This window comes from Brevibacterium aurantiacum (genome assembly GCF_003932995.1).
GTDB lineage: Bacteria > Actinomycetota > Actinomycetes > Actinomycetales > Brevibacteriaceae > Brevibacterium > Brevibacterium aurantiacum.
This window is the reverse complement of the sequence record NZ_CP025333.1, coordinates 3,434,986-3,452,274: the sequence shown is the minus strand read 5'-3', so window position 1 is coordinate 3,452,274 and position 17,289 is coordinate 3,434,986. Positions and strand designations below refer to the sequence as shown.

The window sequence follows — 17,289 nt, the reverse complement described above, 5'->3', positions numbered from 1 at the left end:
GTGGCCGTGATGAAGCAGGGCGAGATCGTCGAATACGACGACGTCGACACTGTCCTTGCGAATCCACGCCACGCCTACACGCAGGAACTCCTCGCCGCAGTTCCCCGAATGGGAAGTCAGAGTCTGGTCAATAATGGATAGCCCATACCTCGACACAGCGCCGCTGCAGGTCGGCGACACCGTTCGTCTCATCGCGCCCTCGGGACCGACGGACGAGGAGTCCCTGCAGCGGGCGATCGCACAGCTCGAATCCTGGGGGCTGAAGGTGGTGGTCGGCGACAACGTCCGCGCTCGCCACCCGCGCGTGAAGTACCTGGCGGGAACCGACGAACAGCGCCGACGCGACCTCGTCGAGGCCTGGTGCGATCCGGACACCTCGGCGGTCATCGCGCTGCGCGGCGGATTCGGGGCGATGCGCCTCCTCGACGGAATCGACTTCGATCTCATGCGCGCCCATGCCCTGCGCGCCGACGGGCGGCCCAAGCTGCTCACCGGCTCCTCGGACATCACAGCGCTGCACCAGGCATGGGACCACCATCTGTCGGTGGCGACGCTGTTCTGCCCGATGGTCGGCAACGACCCATTCAAGAACTCGAGAGTTGTCCCCGCGGAGGTGGCCGGCTGGCTGTTCGAACCCTGGGGCGGCCGCGAACTGGGGTTCCCGGCCGAATCCGCGCACCCCACAAGCTCCAGCCTTCCCAGAGCTGCGAGCGGCGCTGCTGCGAGCGATGGGCTTGAGTGGTCGAAATGGTCCGAAGATTCGCCCGGCGACCGGACCAAAACGACCACTCAAGCCGCGCAGCAGGATGCTGAATCCGGCCCGCTCAGCCGGGCGCGGACTCTGGTGCCGGGGATGGCGAAGGGCCGCCTCGGCGGGGGAAATCTCAGTCTGGTGGCGGCCGGGATCGGGAGTCCGGAGCTGGCCGGGGTGCGGGAGGCCCGTGAGCGATACGGACCTTCGATCCTTCTGCTCGAGGACGTCGATGAGGAGCTCTACCGCCTCGACAATCTGCTCCTGCAACTGGTCCGCGGCGGCTGGTTCGACTCAGCGGACGCTGTGGTGCTGGGGTCCTGGCAGGACTGCGCCGAGATCGTCGAGGTGGAGGAGCTGTTCATGGACTACCTCGGCGAGGCGGGCATCCCGGTCGTGAGCGAGATGGGCTTCGGCCACGATCCCGATGCGCCGAGCACTCCGCTGGGAGCGGCCGTCACGCTCGAGGCTCCGGCCCAGGGCAGACCCCGGATGTGGGTGGATGGAGCGTGAGCGGGTGACGAGGCGTGAGCTGGTGGACGGAGCGTGAGTGGGCTGTGACGCTTGGAACGGTCGAAGAAGGAGAGGAATTCCTACGATGATTGAGGATACGAACATGAGCGACGTGTCGAACACCTGCGAGGTGTCGAATGCGGGCGAGGTGGACTTCGAACGACTGCCGGGGGTGCGATTCAGCGCACTGGCCCACGACATCGACAGCGGCGAACGCGTATTCGCGCACAATGAGAATGAGGAGCTCGACACCGCCAGCATGGGCAAGGTGTTCCTCCTGCACACGGCGCTGCAGATGCACGTGGGCGGCACCCTCAATCTGCAGGAGCGACTCTCACGGCGGCCCTCGGAACGGGTCGACGAATCCGGCATCTGGTACCTCATGGAGCAAAATGACCTGAGCATCTACGACGTGGCCGTGCTCGTCGGAGCCTTCAGCGACAACTTCGCGACGAATGTGCTCATCCGCCGAGTCGGGCTTGAGAACGTTGCTCGCCAGGTCGAGGACCTGGGGTATCGGAACTCTGGCCTGCATGACTTCCTTCGCTGGCCCCGTCCGGCGAAGGCGCCGCGCACCCTGTCGACGGGCACCGCTGCCGAGATCAGCAATTTTATGGCCCGGCACGCGAAGGACGAGTTCTGGGACGAGTCGACGAACGAGATCTTCCGCCGCTGGTTGGGAGCCGGCGCGGACACCTCGATGGTCGCCTCGGCGTTCGATCTCGATCCTCTCGCTCACTACAACTACCAACGTGACGTGTGGGTCTGGAACAAGACAGGCACGAACGGGACGATCAGGGCCGACGCCGGGATCGCGATGACGCCCACTCGCCGCGTCGCCTATGCGGTGTTTGCGAACTGGGAACCCGGCACAGACCGCGTCGTCGACGTCATGCCCATCATGCGCGAAGCCGGGGAGGTGATTCACCGATTCCTCTGAGGATTCGGACACCGATCGGCATTCAATCGGCTCAAGAATACGCACATCCACACGCCGTTCCTCGAGTATGGTTGATGTCCTATGACTTCCTCGATCTACCTCACCGGTGAAGCGAAGGCGCCATCGAACAACCCGATCATGGCACAGTACGGGTTGTTCTACATCGCCTTCGAGATCGAGGCAGACACCCACCGAGTCCTCGATGTCGACTGCTCGGCGACGTTGGCACTGACAAGGAAGTTCATCAGGAGCCTGTTCATCGACGCAGACATCACGGACACCGGTCGACTCACGGAGTCGATCACAGCCAGATACCACGGGTCCTCCCAGAAGGCGCTCATCGTCGCGGTGAACAACGCGGCGAAGAAGTACCACGAGCTCCCAACCTCTAGCTGAGACGACTCCTCGACCACCAAGATTGCCCGGGTCCCCACCGGACCGGATCCAATCGACAACCACACATGGCTTCGCCGCGCACTGCGCTGCACCCACCTTTCGGGGCTCCGGACGGAGCTGTCCGTCTCGGAACGGTTCGTCTCGGAGCTGTCCGTCTCGGAACGGACCGAGGGCGGCGCGACGCGGTCCAATCCACCTGAAGGAGTGTCGTTTGTGATCACGAACGGTTTTCTATTCATCAGCCTGCTGCTGGCGATTTCGGCGGTTCTCGTCGTCGCCGGCCACAGCGGGAAGTTCAGAGTATTCAAGTATGTCCCCGGGTTCGTCTTCCTCTACATCGTGGCGGCCCTGCTCAACACCGTCGGCCTGTTCGACCACGACTCGATCGACGGCGTCGGCGACGGGCTGCAGGATGCGCTGCTGCCGGCGATGATCCTGCTTCTGCTGTTCAAATGCGATGTCCGGCAGATCATCCGGCTCGGGCCGAAGCTGCTGCTGACCTTCGTGGTCACGGCCGCGAGCATCATGCTCGGCTTCATCGTCGCCTACCTGATCGTGCACTCGGCGCTGGCCCCCGAATCCTGGAAGGCCCTCGGCGCTCTCAATGCTTCATGGACCGGCGGCTCGGCGAACATGGTCGCGGTCCAGGACATCCTCGAAGCACCGGAGGACGTCTTCGGCTATGTGCTCATCGTCGACACCGTCCTCTACTCCTTCTGGCTGCTCCTCATCTTCTCTTCGGTCGCGGTCTCCGATAAGTTCAACAGATGGACGAAGGCAGACACCTCGAAGTTCGACTTCGGCGGTCGAGTCACCGGCGAGGAGGAGAAGCCGATGACCCTGTCCTCGATCATCGGTCTTCTGGGTTTCGCCCTGCTCGTCTCCGCTCTGGCCGCCAAAGCGGGCGAGATGCTGCCGGAAGTGGGCACGGTGATCAACGCCTCGGCTTGGACGATCCTCATCGTGAGCATCCTCGGCCTGGTCATCGGGTCGACGCGGTGGGGGCGGGCCGCAGGCTCGAGCCAGCTCGCGACCATCATGCTCTACCTCATCATCGGCATCATCGCTTCCGGATCCGACTTCACCTCCCTGGCCGAAGCCCCGATCTACCTGGTCGCCGGAGTGATCGTGCTCCTCGTCCACATCGTCATCATGCTTGTCTATGCGAAGCTGACGAAGACCGAGCTGTTCAGCATCGCTGTGGCCAGCACTGCGAACATCGGGGGAATCGCCTCGGCGCCGGTGGTCGCGGGTGCCTTCAACCGTGCGCTGGTGCCGGTGGGCGTGCTCTTCGCGCTCATCGGAACGTTCTCTGGAACCTTCCTGGGGCTGTTGGGCGCGCAGATGATGTCGGGGATCGGCTGATGAGCGTGATCCGGCACCAGAGGCCACAGACTTCCACCGAACTCACCGACGACCGCTCGAACTCAATGAACTCACCGACGATCATCCGAACTGAAGGAGCACACTCATGACATACGACGTCTTCGACGGACACAACGACCTCGCCTGGTACCTGCGGGAGGAACGCGACTACAGCACAGAGGGTCTCAACGACCCGAGCGTCTCGCCCTTCACCACGATGGATCAGCTGCGCGCCGGGCATGTCGCCGCGCAGTACTGGTCGGTCTACGTCCACTCCTCGATCACCGGCGCCGAGGCGATCAAGGCCACCTGGGAACAGATCGACGCCGTGCAGCGCGTCGTCACGAGTTATCCCGAACGGCTCCAGTTCGCCCGCACCGCCGCCGAGGTGGTCGCCGCCCGAGACGCCGGAAAGGTGGCCTCCCTGATGGGCGTCGAAGGCGGGCAGCAGATCGACGAATCGTTGGCCGTGCTCCGCTCCTATGCGCGCGCCGGGTCTCGGTACATGACCCTGACCTGGTCGACGACGCACTCCTGGGCGGACTCGGCCACCGACGATGCGCAGCATGGGGGCTTAAGCGTTTTCGGGCGAGTGGTTGTGGCGGAGATGAACCGGATCGGCATGATCGTCGATCTCTCACACGTCGCGCCGAGCGTCATGCACCAGTCCCTGGACATCTCCACTCTGCCGGTGATCTTCAGCCACTCCTGCGCCTTCGGACTCAACCCGCATCCGCGCAACATCCCCGACGACGTCCTCGACCGGGTGCCCGGCAACGGGGGAGTGGCGATGATGACCTTCGTGCCCTCCTTCGTCTCGAACGCACGTCGTGAATGGGTGGACGCCGGAGAGAACGGCACCGCCCCCGAGGTGACTGTTGCCGATGTCGCCGACCACTGCGATTACGTACGCGAGAGGATCGGAATCGACCACATCGGCCTCGGCGGCGACATCTGCGGTGTCGATGAGCTGCCGACCGGCCTCGGCGACGCGGGACAGTATCCAGTGCTGTTCGAGGAGCTGGCCGGTCGCGGGTGGTCGGAGACTGATCTGCGCAAGCTCGGCTTCGACAACGCGATGCGGGTTCTGGAAGCACACGAGGAGGCATACGTGCGGTTCCTGGGCACAACCACCTCGGCGGGGGAGCGCGCATGACTCGTCTCCTCGTCATCGTCAATCACATCGAATCCCAGCCCGGGCTGCTCACGCAGTGGATGATCAGCGAGAACATCGAGTTCGACCTGCGCATCGGCGGGGTGTCCCGACTTCCAGAGCCGAGCGCGCTGAGTGACTATGACGGACTCATCATGCTCGGCGGTGGGTACATGCCCGATGAGACCGATCGCGCGCCGTGGCTGGACGCCGAGGCGCGACTGTCACGGCATGCGTTGGAAACGGACCTGCCGCAGTTCGGCATCTGCCTGGGCGGGCAGCTCATCGCACACGTCATCGGCGGCGATGTGCGGGCACGGACCGGCGCGCCCGAGAAGGGGTACACCTGGATCGATATGACCGAGGACGCGAGCCAGGACCCAGTGTTCTCCGCGATCGGGAGGTCTGCTTCCTTCGTTGAGAGCCACGTCGACCGGATCGTCGATCTGCCGCCGGAAGCAACCCTGTTGGCGACCAGCACCGCCTGCCGGTTTCAGGCGTTTCGGTTCGGCAATGCGTGGGGCACACAGTTCCATCCGGAATCGTCGGGACAGAACATTCGCAAATGGGACGCGCAAAAACTGCAAGAATTGGGTTTTAATAAGGAGACCCTGTTGGAACAGGCAGAGGAACGCAGCGAGGACAGTCAGCGGGACGCGAAGGCGCTCCTGACGGCATTCTTCGACGTGGTCCGCAACCGAGACACGTGATCGCGAGGCGGCGATTGCGGGCGAACACGGAGGCACCATCGTGAGTCACAGCGAGAACACAACCAAGACAGGCCCGGGGGCAGAGCAGCAGCCGGAGACCCTGAAGCGGGTCATGGGCCCCAAGCTTCTGCTTCTCTTCATCGTCGGAGACATCCTGGGCACCGGCGTCTACGCGCTGACAGGCAAGGTCGCCGGGCAGGTGGGAGGCGCCGGCTGGGTACCGGTCATCCTCGCCTTCAGCATCGCCGCGATCACGGCATTCTCCTACATGGAGCTCGTCACCAAGTACCCGCACGCCGCTGGTGCCGCGCTCTACACGCACAAGGCATTCGGGGTTCACTTCGTCACCTTCCTCGTCGCCTTCGCCGTCCTCAGCTCCGGAATCACCTCGGCGTCAACTGCGTCGACGGTGTTTGCGGAGAACATGGCTGCCGGCTTCGGCTGGGACCTCCCTGTCACGGCCACGATGTGGATCGCAGTCGGGTTCCTCGCGCTTGTCGCGGCGATCAACCTCCGCGGAGTGAGTGAGAGCGTGTGGTTCAACGTGGTCCTGACCACGATCGAGCTCACCGGCCTGCTGTTGGTCATTCTCGTCGGGTTCTTCGCCCTCGGTTCGGGCAGCGCCGACTTCTCACGGGTGATGATCTTCGAGACCGCCGACGACAAGAGCATCTTCCTGGCGGTCACCGCGGCCACCTCGCTGGCGTTCTTCTCGATGGTCGGATTCGAAGACTCTGTGAACATGGTCGAGGAGACCAAGGACCCACAGGTCTTCCCGAAGATCATGCTCAGTGGTCTGACGATCACCGGCATCATCTACGTGCTGGTGTCGATCGTGGCCGTCGCCGCCGTACCTATCGGTGTGCTCAAGGAGAGCAAGACGCCGTTGCTCGAAGTCTTCGAAGCCGGTGCTCCGGGCCTGCCGATCGACGAGATCTTCCCGTTCCTGACCATGTTCGCGGTCGCGAACACGGCACTGATCAACATGCTCATGGCCAGCCGCCTGCTGTACGGGATGTCGAAGCAGAACGTGCTGCCACCGGTGTTCGCCAAGGTTCTCAAGGGGCGCCGCTCGCCCTGGGTGTCGATCCTCTTCACCACCCTCATCGCCTTCGTTCTCATCATCGCCGTCTCCACCTTCCTGCCGGAGACCGTGATCGCCTCCCTGGGCGGAACCACGTCGCTGCTGCTTCTGGCCGTCTTCGCAGTCGTCAATTGCGCGGTCCTCGTGCTGCGCAAGAAGACGGTCGAGCACAAGCACTTCCGCGCCCCCACCTTCCTGCCGTGGCTGGGCGTCTTCACCTGCTTGTTCCTCGTCGGGCCGTGGGCCCGACTCGATGACCTCATCCAGTACCAGATCGCGGTGGCGCTGATCGGCATCGGCGTCGTCCTGTGGGCGGTCACCTGGTTCTGGAACCGGTCAGTCAAGGGTGCGAGCACCAAGTTCCGCAATCCCGAGGAGCTCACATGATCGCGGGATGCTCCAAGATTCAGTCAGTCTCAACAAGTGAAGGTGAAAAATGACCATCATCGTGGGATACGTCAACAATCCAGCAGGCCATGCCGCACTCGACAAGGGGATCTCAGAGGCGAAGAAGGACGGCCTGGAACTGGTCGTCGTCAACGCTTCCCGATCATCAGATCGCAGCGATGCCTACCGCCTCGGCGAGGGTGAGATCAGGTCGGTCCAGGACTATCTGTCGCGCTCCGGTGTGCAGGGACGAGTGCTGACGCGGGGCAGTGAGTACGATCCCGCGGAACAGATTCTCGATGCTGCCGCCGAGGTGGGGGCTGAGCTGATCGTGCTCGGGACCAGAAAGCGGACCCCAGTTGGGAAATTCCTCCTGGGATCAACGATCCAACGAGTCATCCTCGAAGCCGTGTGCCCCGTCCTCTGTGTAAAGGCTAGTCGCTGAACGCGTCATGATGGTGGTCTCATGAGGGGACTGAACTCATGATGAACTCGGCGTTGATCTGCGCACCGACCAGGACACCGCTGGTCGCGCTCGCCACCACCATGGCCGAGATGTCGGCGCTGTTTCCCACCGCCCAGACGCCGGGCACATCGGTGGCTCCGGTCGCCTCGGCGGGAATGGATGAGCCCATGCCCGACGGATGGTCGGCGACGGTTCCGCCGAGCTGTTCGTAGATTTCGCTGTTCGCGCGGAAGTAGGGGCCTACGGCTAACGCCCCGACGGTCATGGTCTCGTTCTCTGCAGTCGCCCCAGCCTCATTGCCTCGCGGTGCGGCGCTCGAGGTGTGGCTGCGTAGCGTGACGTCGGTTCCGCTGTCGGTGCGTACTACCGCTTCGACGGCCGCATCGACGTAGGTGATGCCGAGCGATTCGAGCATTCTCGTCTGTGCCTCATCGGGTTCCGGAGCATCGTGGCGTATGAAGGTGACGCGGTCGCTGAGCTGGGAGAACAGCATGGCCTGGTGATAGGACATGGCGGTTGTGCCGATGACGCCGATACGCTCCCCACGCACCTCATAGCCGTGGCAATAGGGACAGTGAATGACGGTTTCGCCCCACCCGTCCGAGAGCCCGGGGATATCGGGAAGCACATCGGTGAGGCCGGTCGCGATGACGACTCGCTTCGCCTCGATGGAGACACCGAACGAAGTCTCGAGGATGAAGCCCACTGCCTCGGATTCCTGGGGCACTTGCTGCGTGTGCTCAGCACTGACGACTGTGGCGTCGACGAACCGGACGCCATATTCCTCAGCCTCTCGACGTCCCTTGGCCACGAGCTCGAGGGGATTGATTCCTTCTTGGCCGAGGACGTTGTGCGCGTGCGCGCTCGGCGCATTGCGTGGCGAGCCTGCGTCGATGACGACGACACTGCGCAATGACCGAGCCAAAACGATCGACGCGGCCAGACCACCGGCGCCACCACCGATCACGGCCACCTCGGCGATGAGAGTATTCGGGTCCTGACGGTCATGGGGATTCTGTTGGACTTGTGGGTGCTGTTGATTCTGGGGGCCCTTTAGATTCTGGAGGTGCTGTTGGTTTTGGGGAGTATCAGTGACGAGAGGGTCTGACATGGCGGTCCTTCTGCTGTGGGGCAAGGATTCGGGTACCTCAGAAGTCTGATCTGAAGTGCGTCAGTGGCGCAAGCAATTTTGCCGGATTGGCAAAATAGGACCGATCGCTGCCTCTGAACTAGAGCGTGGTGCAGGGTGAATGCGCCGAGGTGTGGGGTTGTTCCGCTGAGCGACACAGGAAACGACGAGTGGCCTGAACTGGGCCGATTCGATATCTGATGAGATTTAAAGTTAGAACTAGATCGAACATCGAAATAAAAAGCTTTAAAAAATAGAACAAAACTATAGACACTATGCTAATGATGCGCGTAAAATTGGAATCAAGCGGACAACAAGGCAGTTGACGAACGGATTTCGAGATCATGACTCTCACCCCCGACCGCAAGCGCGATAAGCAGAACAGGCGTGACGACCCCGCCTCATCTGCTGCGCCCGTTGGCGAGAGCACGGCCGAAGAGAGCCACGAGACTCGCACGTATCGAGAACTTCTGCGCGAAGCAGGTTTTGACCTCGATGGTCACCCACTGGCTGATCGCTTCGACGAAGTGGCCACTCCACCCCCAGATGATTTCGAGTTTGCCGATGCCGAGCATCCACTCGAATCCTCCGAGCCGACAGAGAACGACACACTCACAGAACCCGCCGCGCCTGACGAGCCCGGTGCATCCGCGGACTCCACGGAGTCAGTTGAGCCCGGTGCTCCCACCAGCTCTGTCGAGTCATCAGAGGATGAGTTGCGGGAGCGGTGGGTTGGTCGGAACCCGTGGCAGGCGAGTGCTGACGATCCGGACGCGAGAGCCGAACTCAAGCGGCGTGCGGCAGAGATCGACGCCGAAAAAGAAGCGTGGATGCACAGGAAGGACGAGGGGGCCGAAGCCGAGCGCAGTGACGGCGACGGCGGAACAGGCACCAGCGAAGACGACGACTGGGCAACATCCCTGGATGGCGAAGAAACCCACGGTGAGCCAAAACCTCAGGACGTCCGAGACCGTACAGGACAAGCCGGTGCCATCGGCACCGAGAGTGTGCACGCATCCGACACTGGTCTCGAATCGGAGCATCCTCTTCTGGATAAGCACGCCTGGTCGGACTTGGCGCGCATCGCTCCCGAAGTCGTCAGCAGCATCCAAGGTCTGCAAACACTCGTCGGCGATCTCCATTCGTGCAACCGACCATTGGGCCCTGACGAAGCGATCACAGTGATGGACGGGTTGGAGACCGTCAACCGACTGGTCGAATCACTCTCAGTCGTGACACTTTCCGTGTTCGAGCGAGTGGGAACTCCCCGAGACTACGGTGCAAAGACGACGAAGGCGCTGGTTCAGAATCGTCTCAACCTCTCGGAACGAGAGGCCTACCGGAGATCAGAGTTGGCAGAAAAACTGGGAGACCAGGTCAGTTTCAGCGGCGATCCGATCGCACCGGTGTTTCCCATAGTTTCTGAAGCACTGCAGAAGGGGTTGCTCTCAGCGACCCAGGCCAGCGCGATCATCGGGTGCCTGAGGCACCTTCCGCTTCGGATCGGTCAGGAAGACCGTCTGGAAGCGGAACGAATCTTGGTCGAAAAGGCACACTCGGTGCGTGTGAAGGACATACAGCAGCTATTCAACGAAATTCTCGGATGGCTCGACCCCGATGGTGAACTGCCTGACGAAGCGCCGAGACGTGATGACTTCTCAGTCAGCCTGCGCCAGCGAAAAGACGGAACTTGGGCCCTCAAAGGAGTCCTGGACGCAGTCACTGGCGGAATCATGAGCGGACACCTCACCTCGCGCATCAAAGTCGACGGCGAAGCGACCTCAGCAACGGCTCAGCAGAGCGAAGCTGGCACAGGTGCGGACGCGGATACGGACGCAGCCGCAGCGGACGCCACTACCTCAGCGGAAGCCATTTCGGCAGCAGATCAGGAAGTGGTCGACGTATACGCTCAAGTGCTGCACGGTGATCGTGCGGACGCGCTTGACCCTTCTCTGGAATTCGGTTTCGACAACCAAACCGCTGACGGGCTGGGAGATTCAGAGACAGCAGGCGGCGCCGGCTCCGGTGACGTACCGCGTGGATATGGCGTGAGAGAAGACGGCTCCACTGTGGCGATGGCCGGCCGACAGCCGAGCGTGAAGAACAGGATCTACGAACGATTCGCGACAATGATCGGCCGAATCGAAATGAAACGAGTGATGGCGGGTGCGCCCTTCGCGCTCGTGGTCACAGCGAAAGCCGAGGACCTCGCAAAGCAGTCCGGTCGCGCAGCCACCGACGCAGAAGCACCCTTTCCGATGCAGACGGCCTCCTATGAAGGGCTGAACGGTTCGGTGTTCTTCCACCTCATGAGTGAGAAGACGAAGAGCATGGAACTTGCGACAGAACGACGATTCGCCACCTCGAAGCAGTTGGCAATCATTTCCAGCAGAGACCAGGGCTGTACATTTCCCGGTTGCGACACTCCACCTGGGTGGTGCGACGCTCACCATATAGTTCCGTGGTCGCAAGAGGGTAAGACCGATGTCAATAATCTGACACTGGCATGCGGGTCGCACCACCATCTGATCGACGAATCGGACTGGCACACCATAATGCTGAAGGACGGACGCCCTGCATGGGTGCCACCAGCATCGATTGATCCAGCCAGAACCCCGATTCTGCACGCACGGTTCATCGCGAAAGAGATCACAGATACTCTCTTCGATTAGTGCGGTTTGCTTGATGCAGGGGAGCGGTGTGCCGTAGGTCCTGCGGGCAAAGCGGAATGAACCCGATGAGGTGGCTGTTGCCATCAGCATGGAGCTTTCTATTCTTGACCTCGTGCCGGTCCGTGTCGGACAGAGCACCTCAGATTCTTTTGCCGCCTCCCACGAGCTGGTTCAGTCCGCGGACAAACTGGGCTTCACCCGCTATTGGGTTGCCGAACACCACAACATGCCATCGATCGCCTCAACGATGCCGGGCGCCGAGCTCATGTACCTCGGGCAGGGAACCGAACGCATCCGCCTCGGATCCGGCGGTGTGATGCTGCCCAACCACGCTCCGCTGGCAGTCGCTGAACTCTTCTCGCTCCTCTCTGCGGTCTACGGTGACCGCATCGATCTGGGCATAGGTCGGGCCCCAGGCACAGACCCGATCACCTCCGCAGCGATGAGGGGCCACCTCGGCGAAGGACGCATGGTTGATCGGGAAGGAAACACGGTCGACCCCGTCGAACAATTCCCCCAGCACGTCATCGACACACTGAGCCTGATGAAACCCGAAGGGCTGCGCATTCCACTCCACGGTGGCCGCGAGCACGTCCTACACGCGACACCCGCTGCGGTACCGGGAACACAGCCGCTGCCATGGCTGCTCGGGTCATCCGGCTACTCGGCCCGACTGGCCGCACAGCTCGGCATGCCCTACGTCTTCGCCAATCACTTCGCCGCAGGTGCCACCACCGGGATGAAGATCTACCGTGACAACTTCACTCCAGGTGCATACGGCGACAAACCGCAGACGTTCGTCACCGTCAACGCCGTGGTCTCGCCGACCGAGGAAGAGGCACAGCTGCGTTCGGAGCCTTTCCTGCTGCAGATGTCTCGCCTGCGGACCGGTGGGCGAATGGAGCCCTTGCGGCTGGCCGGCGACGACGTGCGCTCGGTCAGGACCGAACAGGAGCGCATGGTCGGCGAAGATATGTCCGAGAACTGGATCATCGGCGACGCTGCATCTGCCAAGGCCCAGCTTGAAGAACTTGCCAGCCGGTTCGAGGTCGACGAGATCATGATCCAGCCCGTTGCAGGAGCGATGGAAGGCGAAGACCTCCGTCAAGACGCCGCTCGAATTCAATCGCTCGAGCTGTTGGCGGCCGAGTTCCTCAACTGAGAGACAGCAAAGTGAGCTGAGCTCAACACCATCATGATGAGCTGAAGGCAGCGACTCGATCTGAGGACGCCGCCTTCAGCTCATTGTGCTTGTTGGAAGTCTCATCTCTGTATCGATTCGGACAAGTGCACTTCTTTTCAAGCTGGCATCGCGATATCCTGCCACAGTGTCGACGTTGCCGTTCGCTTCCGAGCGGGCAGTAATATTGGCACTGTGCGGCGCTTCGATGCGCATGGGTTCGATCGATGTCGACCACAGATTTCGATACCGGTCGGTGCCATGGGCTGCGGAGCACGCATACCGAATGACCTTCGGAGACTTCCCCCACGCGGGAGTGACACCCGCAGACCGAAAGAGAAATAATGCGTACCAAAATTGCTGTTTCGGCGGCACTTGGGCTCGGACTGGTATTTGGCGCAGGAGCTCCTGCGCTGTCGAGCAACCTGACGTCGACCGATGAAGAATCCGCGACCGATTTGGAAGCTGCAGTCGTCCCGGGCCAAGAGCTTGAGCGGGTCACTGACGGCAAGATCGAAAAGGGCGAAACAGCCTACGTCGATGTCACTGTCGCAACTCTGTGGACCGATGCGAAAGCACCCCGTAAGGTCGACAAGCCTGCCCTGGGACATCCTGTCGACCTCGACAAGTGGAACAAGAATCTCAAGGACGCCGAGGTGCGGCGCGGCTTGACCGGCAAAGTCGAGACCCAGGCCGCCTACGGTTCCGAAGTCACTGTCCTCAAAACCAAGGGTGCTTGGGCCCAGGTCGCGGTCAAAGACCAGTCGACCTCCAAGAACAAGAAGGGGTACCCCGGCTGGGTGCCGAAGAAGCAGCTGGTGGAAAACGATCGGTTCGGCGATTTGAAGGACGACCAGCCTCGTGCGGTCGTCACCAAGAAGAAGAGTGAACTCGAAGGCATCGAGTTCACCAAGGACACCGGTGCAGAGATCACCTTCAACGTCGACCTTCCTCTCATCGCTCAAGACGTCGACGATGTGCGCGTGGCGCTCCCAGGCGGCGGCGCAGCGTGGATCGACGTCAGCGATGTTGACGTCTACGACACCGACGGCAAACCGGAGAAGCCCAGCGGCGATGACCTCGTCGAGACCGCGAAGAAGTTCGACGGGCTGCGCTACCTGTGGGCCGGCGTCTCACCCTATGGCTTCGACTGCTCAGGCTTCACGTACAGCATCTACCGAGCACACGGCATCGACATCCCCCGCGACTCGGGTGAGCAGGCGACAACCGGAAAGAAGGTCGCCGAGGGTGACCTCAAGGCCGGCGACCTGCTGTTCTTCTCGACCAGCTCGGGAACCGTCCACCACGTCGGAATGTACGTCGGCGACGGCAAGATGATTCATTCGCCCAACGCGTCGAAAGACGTCTACGTCACCGACTGGAAGTCGTGGGACACCGGCAATGAGTTCTCCGGAGCTCGCCGAATCATCTGAGCCTGAAGCTGAGCTATGAACACAAAGCGAAGGCCGATTCCCCGTTTCATTCGGGGAATCGGCCTTCGCGCTTGTTGTCCTGAATCAGACCAGGTCAGAGCACTGTCAGTGGCGTGAACTCTGGGTCGACTTGAGGTAGATCGCCCGAGCGAGATCGTCGCGTCGTTCGATGAGCAGGCGACGAAGCGCTGCTGGGGCGTCGCCGTGTTCTGCCAGCCAGGCATCGGTCTTCTCGACCACCCTCTCTTCGTCAATAGACCAGCGAGGGTAGAGGCCAAGCACGAGGCGCCGGGCGATCTCGATCGAATTATCGGACCAGAACGTCGCAAGCAGCGAGAAGTACTCATCGACGTAGTTTTCAATGAGCGGCATCGATGTGGGTGCCACGAAGCCGGAGATGATTGCTGAGAGCACGTCGTTGCTCAGCGCGGCCGCTTCGTTGATGACCTCCCAGGCGCGGATCTTCACGATCGGCAAAGGCATGGCGGCGCTGGCGGTCTCCGCATGGAGGCGACCCGATGAGCTGGGATCAGACTGGTTCTCTCGGGCGATGTCGGTCTGGTCAGCCCATCCCAGACACACGAGTGCAGTCAGTGCATTCCAGCGCAGGGCATGATCGTTGATCAGGCCCTTGAACGGCATTGACGCCGCCGCGTGGTCCGGAGCAGCAGATCCAGCACCACCAGATCCAGCATCGGCAGACTCAGCTCCAGCAGTTCCAGCCTCACTCTGGCTCGTGCCGTTGGGAGTGGTTCTCTGCTCAGCGGGTGCACCCGGGGTGAGGCGATCGATCTCCTCGCCGACGGGCACTGCGAGGATCTGCGACGCGAAGCTGCGGCCCATCGCGATCGCGGCACTCCCCTCGAAGCAGCGCGCAGTGCGAGACGTGAGAGCGAGAACCAGATTCGCCAGATGCAGCTGAGCATCCGAGCCGGCGCGTGCCGTGGCCAACGCGTCGAGTGCAGCACCCAGCAAGCCTGAGATTGCGGTCTCGAAGTTCCTCTCCGAAACCCACTGATCCAGACAGGTCAGGGCCGTCTGGCTCAACCCAGCCATGATGCCGGCATGGCTCTCCTTGCCCAGGCTTCGGGCATAGGCCGTGAGGTATCGCTGCACGGGGAGGAGGCCGTCGCGAACGGCGTTGTCCAAGGCCGACCAGACCAGCGCCCGCGAAAGCGGATCGGCGATCCGGGACACCGACCTGATCGCGGCCTCCGTCGAGGCCTGATCCAAGCGCACGCGCGCATAGTCGTGATCGGCATAGTTCACCAGCGTGATATCGCCGAGGGTGCGCCCAACGAGCTGCTCCACCTCGGCGGATTCAGTGGAGAAGTCGAAGGAGAAGGTGTCAAGGGGGACCAGCTTGCGTCCCGAGCGCCCCAGCGTGGCGATTTCGAGCGTGTGCGGGCGCAGCAGTTCGGCCCCACGAGCCGAATCGGCCTGTGTGATCTTCGCACTGGTGATGTTCTCCCGTCCGGAGCGCTTTGCGGATGCCGCGGCACCGCCGGGACTGCCAGCACCACCGGCACTGCCAGCACCACCGGGACTGCCAGCACCACCGGCACTGCCAGTGCCACCGGCGTTGCCACTGCCACTGCCACTGGCGCTGCCGCTCACATACGTACCGGTGCTCGCTTTGCTCCGCACCGCTTCGGAGCTCCCAGTCGTCAGCTCCAGGGACAGCTCTGATACTCCTGAGGTACCCAACCATGCGCTGGCCCAGGTGGCGATGTCCCGGTCAGGGGCCGCCTCGGCGAGGCATTCGAGGAAGTCGGCAAGCTCGGTATTGCGGAAGTCGAAGCGCTTGAAGTAGAGACGCGAACCGGCGAAGAACGCCTCCCGACCGACGAAGGCGACGAGCTGCTTGAGGACGGAGGCGCCCTTGGCATACGTGATGCCGTCGAAGTTGAGCTTTGCGGCCTCGACGTCGGGAATGTCGGCGACGATCGGGTGCGTGGTCGGGTACAGATCCTGTGTGTACGCCCACGCCTTCCGACGCAGCGCGAAGGTCACCCAGCCGTCGGTGAAGCGGGTCGCCTCGGCCAGCGCCAGCCCGCCCATGTAGTCGGCGAAGGACTCCTTGAGCCACAGATCGTCCCACCACTTCATGGTCACCAGGTCGCCGAACCACATGTGCGCCATCTCGTGGAGGATGACGTTGGCCCGCGACTCGTAGTTCGCGTCGGTGACCTTGTCCCGGAAGATCAGGCTGTCGGTGAACGTGACCAGGCCCGGATTCTCCATGGCGCCGAGGTTGTACTCCGGAACGAAGATCTGGTCGTACTTGCCCCACGGGTAGGGGTAGTCGAATTCGGAACTGAAGAAGTCCAGCCCGGCCTTCGTGATCGAGAAGATGTCGGAGGCATCGAGATGGTCGACGAGGCTGGCGCGCGTCCATGCACCCAGCGCGATGGTCTCGCCCGTCGTGGGGTCCGTCCACTCATCCGTCGCACCTTCATAGGGGCCCGCCGTGATGCAGGTGATGTAACTCGACTGCCGCAGCGTCGGAGCGAAATGGTGAGTGATCGCGGGGGAGTCCGAGTCGACCGGCTCCTGGCTCTTCTCCTGGCTCGGCCCGCGACTCGTCTCGGGCCGGTTCGAGAGAACCTGGAAGTGCTCGGGAGCCGTCACATTGAAGATGAACTCGGCCTTGAGGTCCGGCTGGTCGAAGTTCGCGAACACGCGGCGGGCATCGGTCGGTTCGTACTGGGTGTAGAGATAGACCTTGCCGTCGGCAGGGTCGGTGAAGCGGTGCAGCCCCTCGCCCGAGGTGGAGTAGTAGGCCTTCGCCTCGATCGTCAGGATGTTCTTCCCCGTGCGGATGGGCACTCCCACGCGCGCGCCGTCGAACACCTCGGCGGGGTCGAGAATCTCATCATTGATCTCAGCGAATGTGACCGAGTCTGCGATCAGGTCGATGAATGTGCGGCACTCGGTTCGAGCAGTGAACTCGACGACGGTCCGGGACAGATACGTCGGAGCTCCGGTCTCGGCATTGCTGACGTCGATATCGACGGTGTAAGTCGAGACATCGAGCACTTGAGTGCGGCTCTGCGCTTCATCTCGGGTCAGGTTGGTTGTCATTCATAGCCTCCTCGGCGCACAGACTT

At 62.2% G+C, this 17,289-nt stretch carries 14 protein-coding genes; 12 read left to right on the top strand and 2 right to left on the bottom strand.

Going from position 1 to position 17,289, the window contains the following annotated elements; genetic code table 11:
- The first annotated feature begins 9 nt into the window (after positions 1 to 9).
- The 9 genes from CXR25_RS19150 (at position 10) to CXR25_RS15965 (ending at position 7,744) form a co-directional block, all read left to right on the top strand.
- A complete protein-coding gene (locus CXR25_RS19150; RefSeq protein ID WP_226825638.1) occupies positions 10 to 141 on the top strand; it encodes an ABC transporter ATP-binding protein in 132 nt (43 codons plus the stop codon).
- On the top strand, positions 134 to 1,264 hold the full coding sequence (locus tag CXR25_RS16000) for a S66 peptidase family protein (RefSeq protein WP_101597863.1): 1,131 nt from the start codon (positions 134 to 136) through the stop codon (positions 1,262 to 1,264). Before CXR25_RS19150 ends, CXR25_RS16000 begins: the two co-directional genes overlap by 8 nt.
- An 85-nt stretch (positions 1,265 to 1,349) precedes the next feature.
- Positions 1,350 to 2,204, top strand: coding sequence for a serine hydrolase (locus CXR25_RS15995; RefSeq protein ID WP_226830443.1), 855 nt, complete (start codon positions 1,350 to 1,352; stop codon positions 2,202 to 2,204).
- 81 nt (positions 2,205 to 2,285) lie between these two features.
- Positions 2,286 to 2,600 (top strand): DUF3870 domain-containing protein, encoded by a 315-nt coding sequence (locus CXR25_RS15990; protein ID WP_069600892.1) that lies wholly within the window; start codon positions 2,286 to 2,288, stop codon positions 2,598 to 2,600.
- Between the two features lie 213 nt (positions 2,601 to 2,813).
- On the top strand, positions 2,814 to 3,965 hold the full coding sequence (locus CXR25_RS15985) for a DUF819 family protein (RefSeq protein WP_009883668.1): 1,152 nt from the start codon (positions 2,814 to 2,816) through the stop codon (positions 3,963 to 3,965).
- A gap of 106 nt (positions 3,966 to 4,071) precedes the next feature.
- Entirely contained in the window at positions 4,072 to 5,121 is a 1,050-nt protein-coding gene (locus CXR25_RS15980; RefSeq protein WP_009883666.1) for a dipeptidase, read from the top strand.
- Positions 5,118 to 5,828, top strand: coding sequence for a type 1 glutamine amidotransferase (locus CXR25_RS15975; RefSeq protein ID WP_009883665.1), 711 nt, complete (start codon positions 5,118 to 5,120; stop codon positions 5,826 to 5,828). Before CXR25_RS15980 ends, CXR25_RS15975 begins: the two co-directional genes overlap by 4 nt.
- 40 nt (positions 5,829 to 5,868) lie before the next feature.
- Positions 5,869 to 7,299 carry an APC family permease gene (locus CXR25_RS15970; protein ID WP_009883664.1) on the top strand — a complete coding sequence of 477 codons (1,431 nt, stop codon included), beginning with the start codon at positions 5,869 to 5,871 and terminating at the stop codon, positions 7,297 to 7,299.
- A 49-nt stretch (positions 7,300 to 7,348) separates the two neighbouring features.
- Positions 7,349 to 7,744, top strand: a complete 396-nt coding sequence (locus tag CXR25_RS15965; RefSeq protein ID WP_009883663.1) for a universal stress protein — start codon at positions 7,349 to 7,351, stop codon at positions 7,742 to 7,744.
- 19 nt (positions 7,745 to 7,763) lie between these two features.
- Here the strand turns inward: CXR25_RS15965 and CXR25_RS15960 are convergent, their stop codons facing one another.
- The gene (locus tag CXR25_RS15960; protein ID WP_096161795.1) at positions 7,764 to 8,876 is read right to left on the bottom strand and encodes an NAD(P)/FAD-dependent oxidoreductase; all 1,113 of its coding nucleotides are present in this window, start codon (positions 8,874 to 8,876) and stop codon (positions 7,764 to 7,766) included.
- A gap of 362 nt (positions 8,877 to 9,238) precedes the next feature.
- On the opposite strand from CXR25_RS15960, the gene CXR25_RS15955 reads away from it, so the two are divergent.
- From CXR25_RS15955 to CXR25_RS15945, 3 genes are all read left to right on the top strand, one after another.
- Complete coding sequence (locus CXR25_RS15955) at positions 9,239 to 11,566, top strand: DUF222 domain-containing protein (RefSeq protein WP_101556502.1); 2,328 nt, start codon at positions 9,239 to 9,241, stop codon at positions 11,564 to 11,566.
- Between the two features lie 70 nt (positions 11,567 to 11,636).
- Positions 11,637 to 12,728, top strand: coding sequence for an LLM class flavin-dependent oxidoreductase (locus CXR25_RS15950; RefSeq protein ID WP_009883660.1), 1,092 nt, complete (start codon positions 11,637 to 11,639; stop codon positions 12,726 to 12,728).
- A 362-nt stretch (positions 12,729 to 13,090) separates the two neighbouring features.
- A complete protein-coding gene (locus tag CXR25_RS15945) occupies positions 13,091 to 14,179 on the top strand; it encodes a C40 family peptidase (RefSeq protein WP_009883659.1) in 1,089 nt (362 codons plus the stop codon).
- 105 nt (positions 14,180 to 14,284) lie between these two features.
- On the opposite strand, the gene pepN is transcribed toward CXR25_RS15945, so the two are convergent.
- On the bottom strand, positions 14,285 to 17,263 hold the full coding sequence (pepN, locus tag CXR25_RS15940; RefSeq protein WP_096161793.1) for an aminopeptidase N: 2,979 nt from the start codon (positions 17,261 to 17,263) through the stop codon (positions 14,285 to 14,287).
- Positions 17,264 to 17,289: the final 26 nt, after the last annotated feature.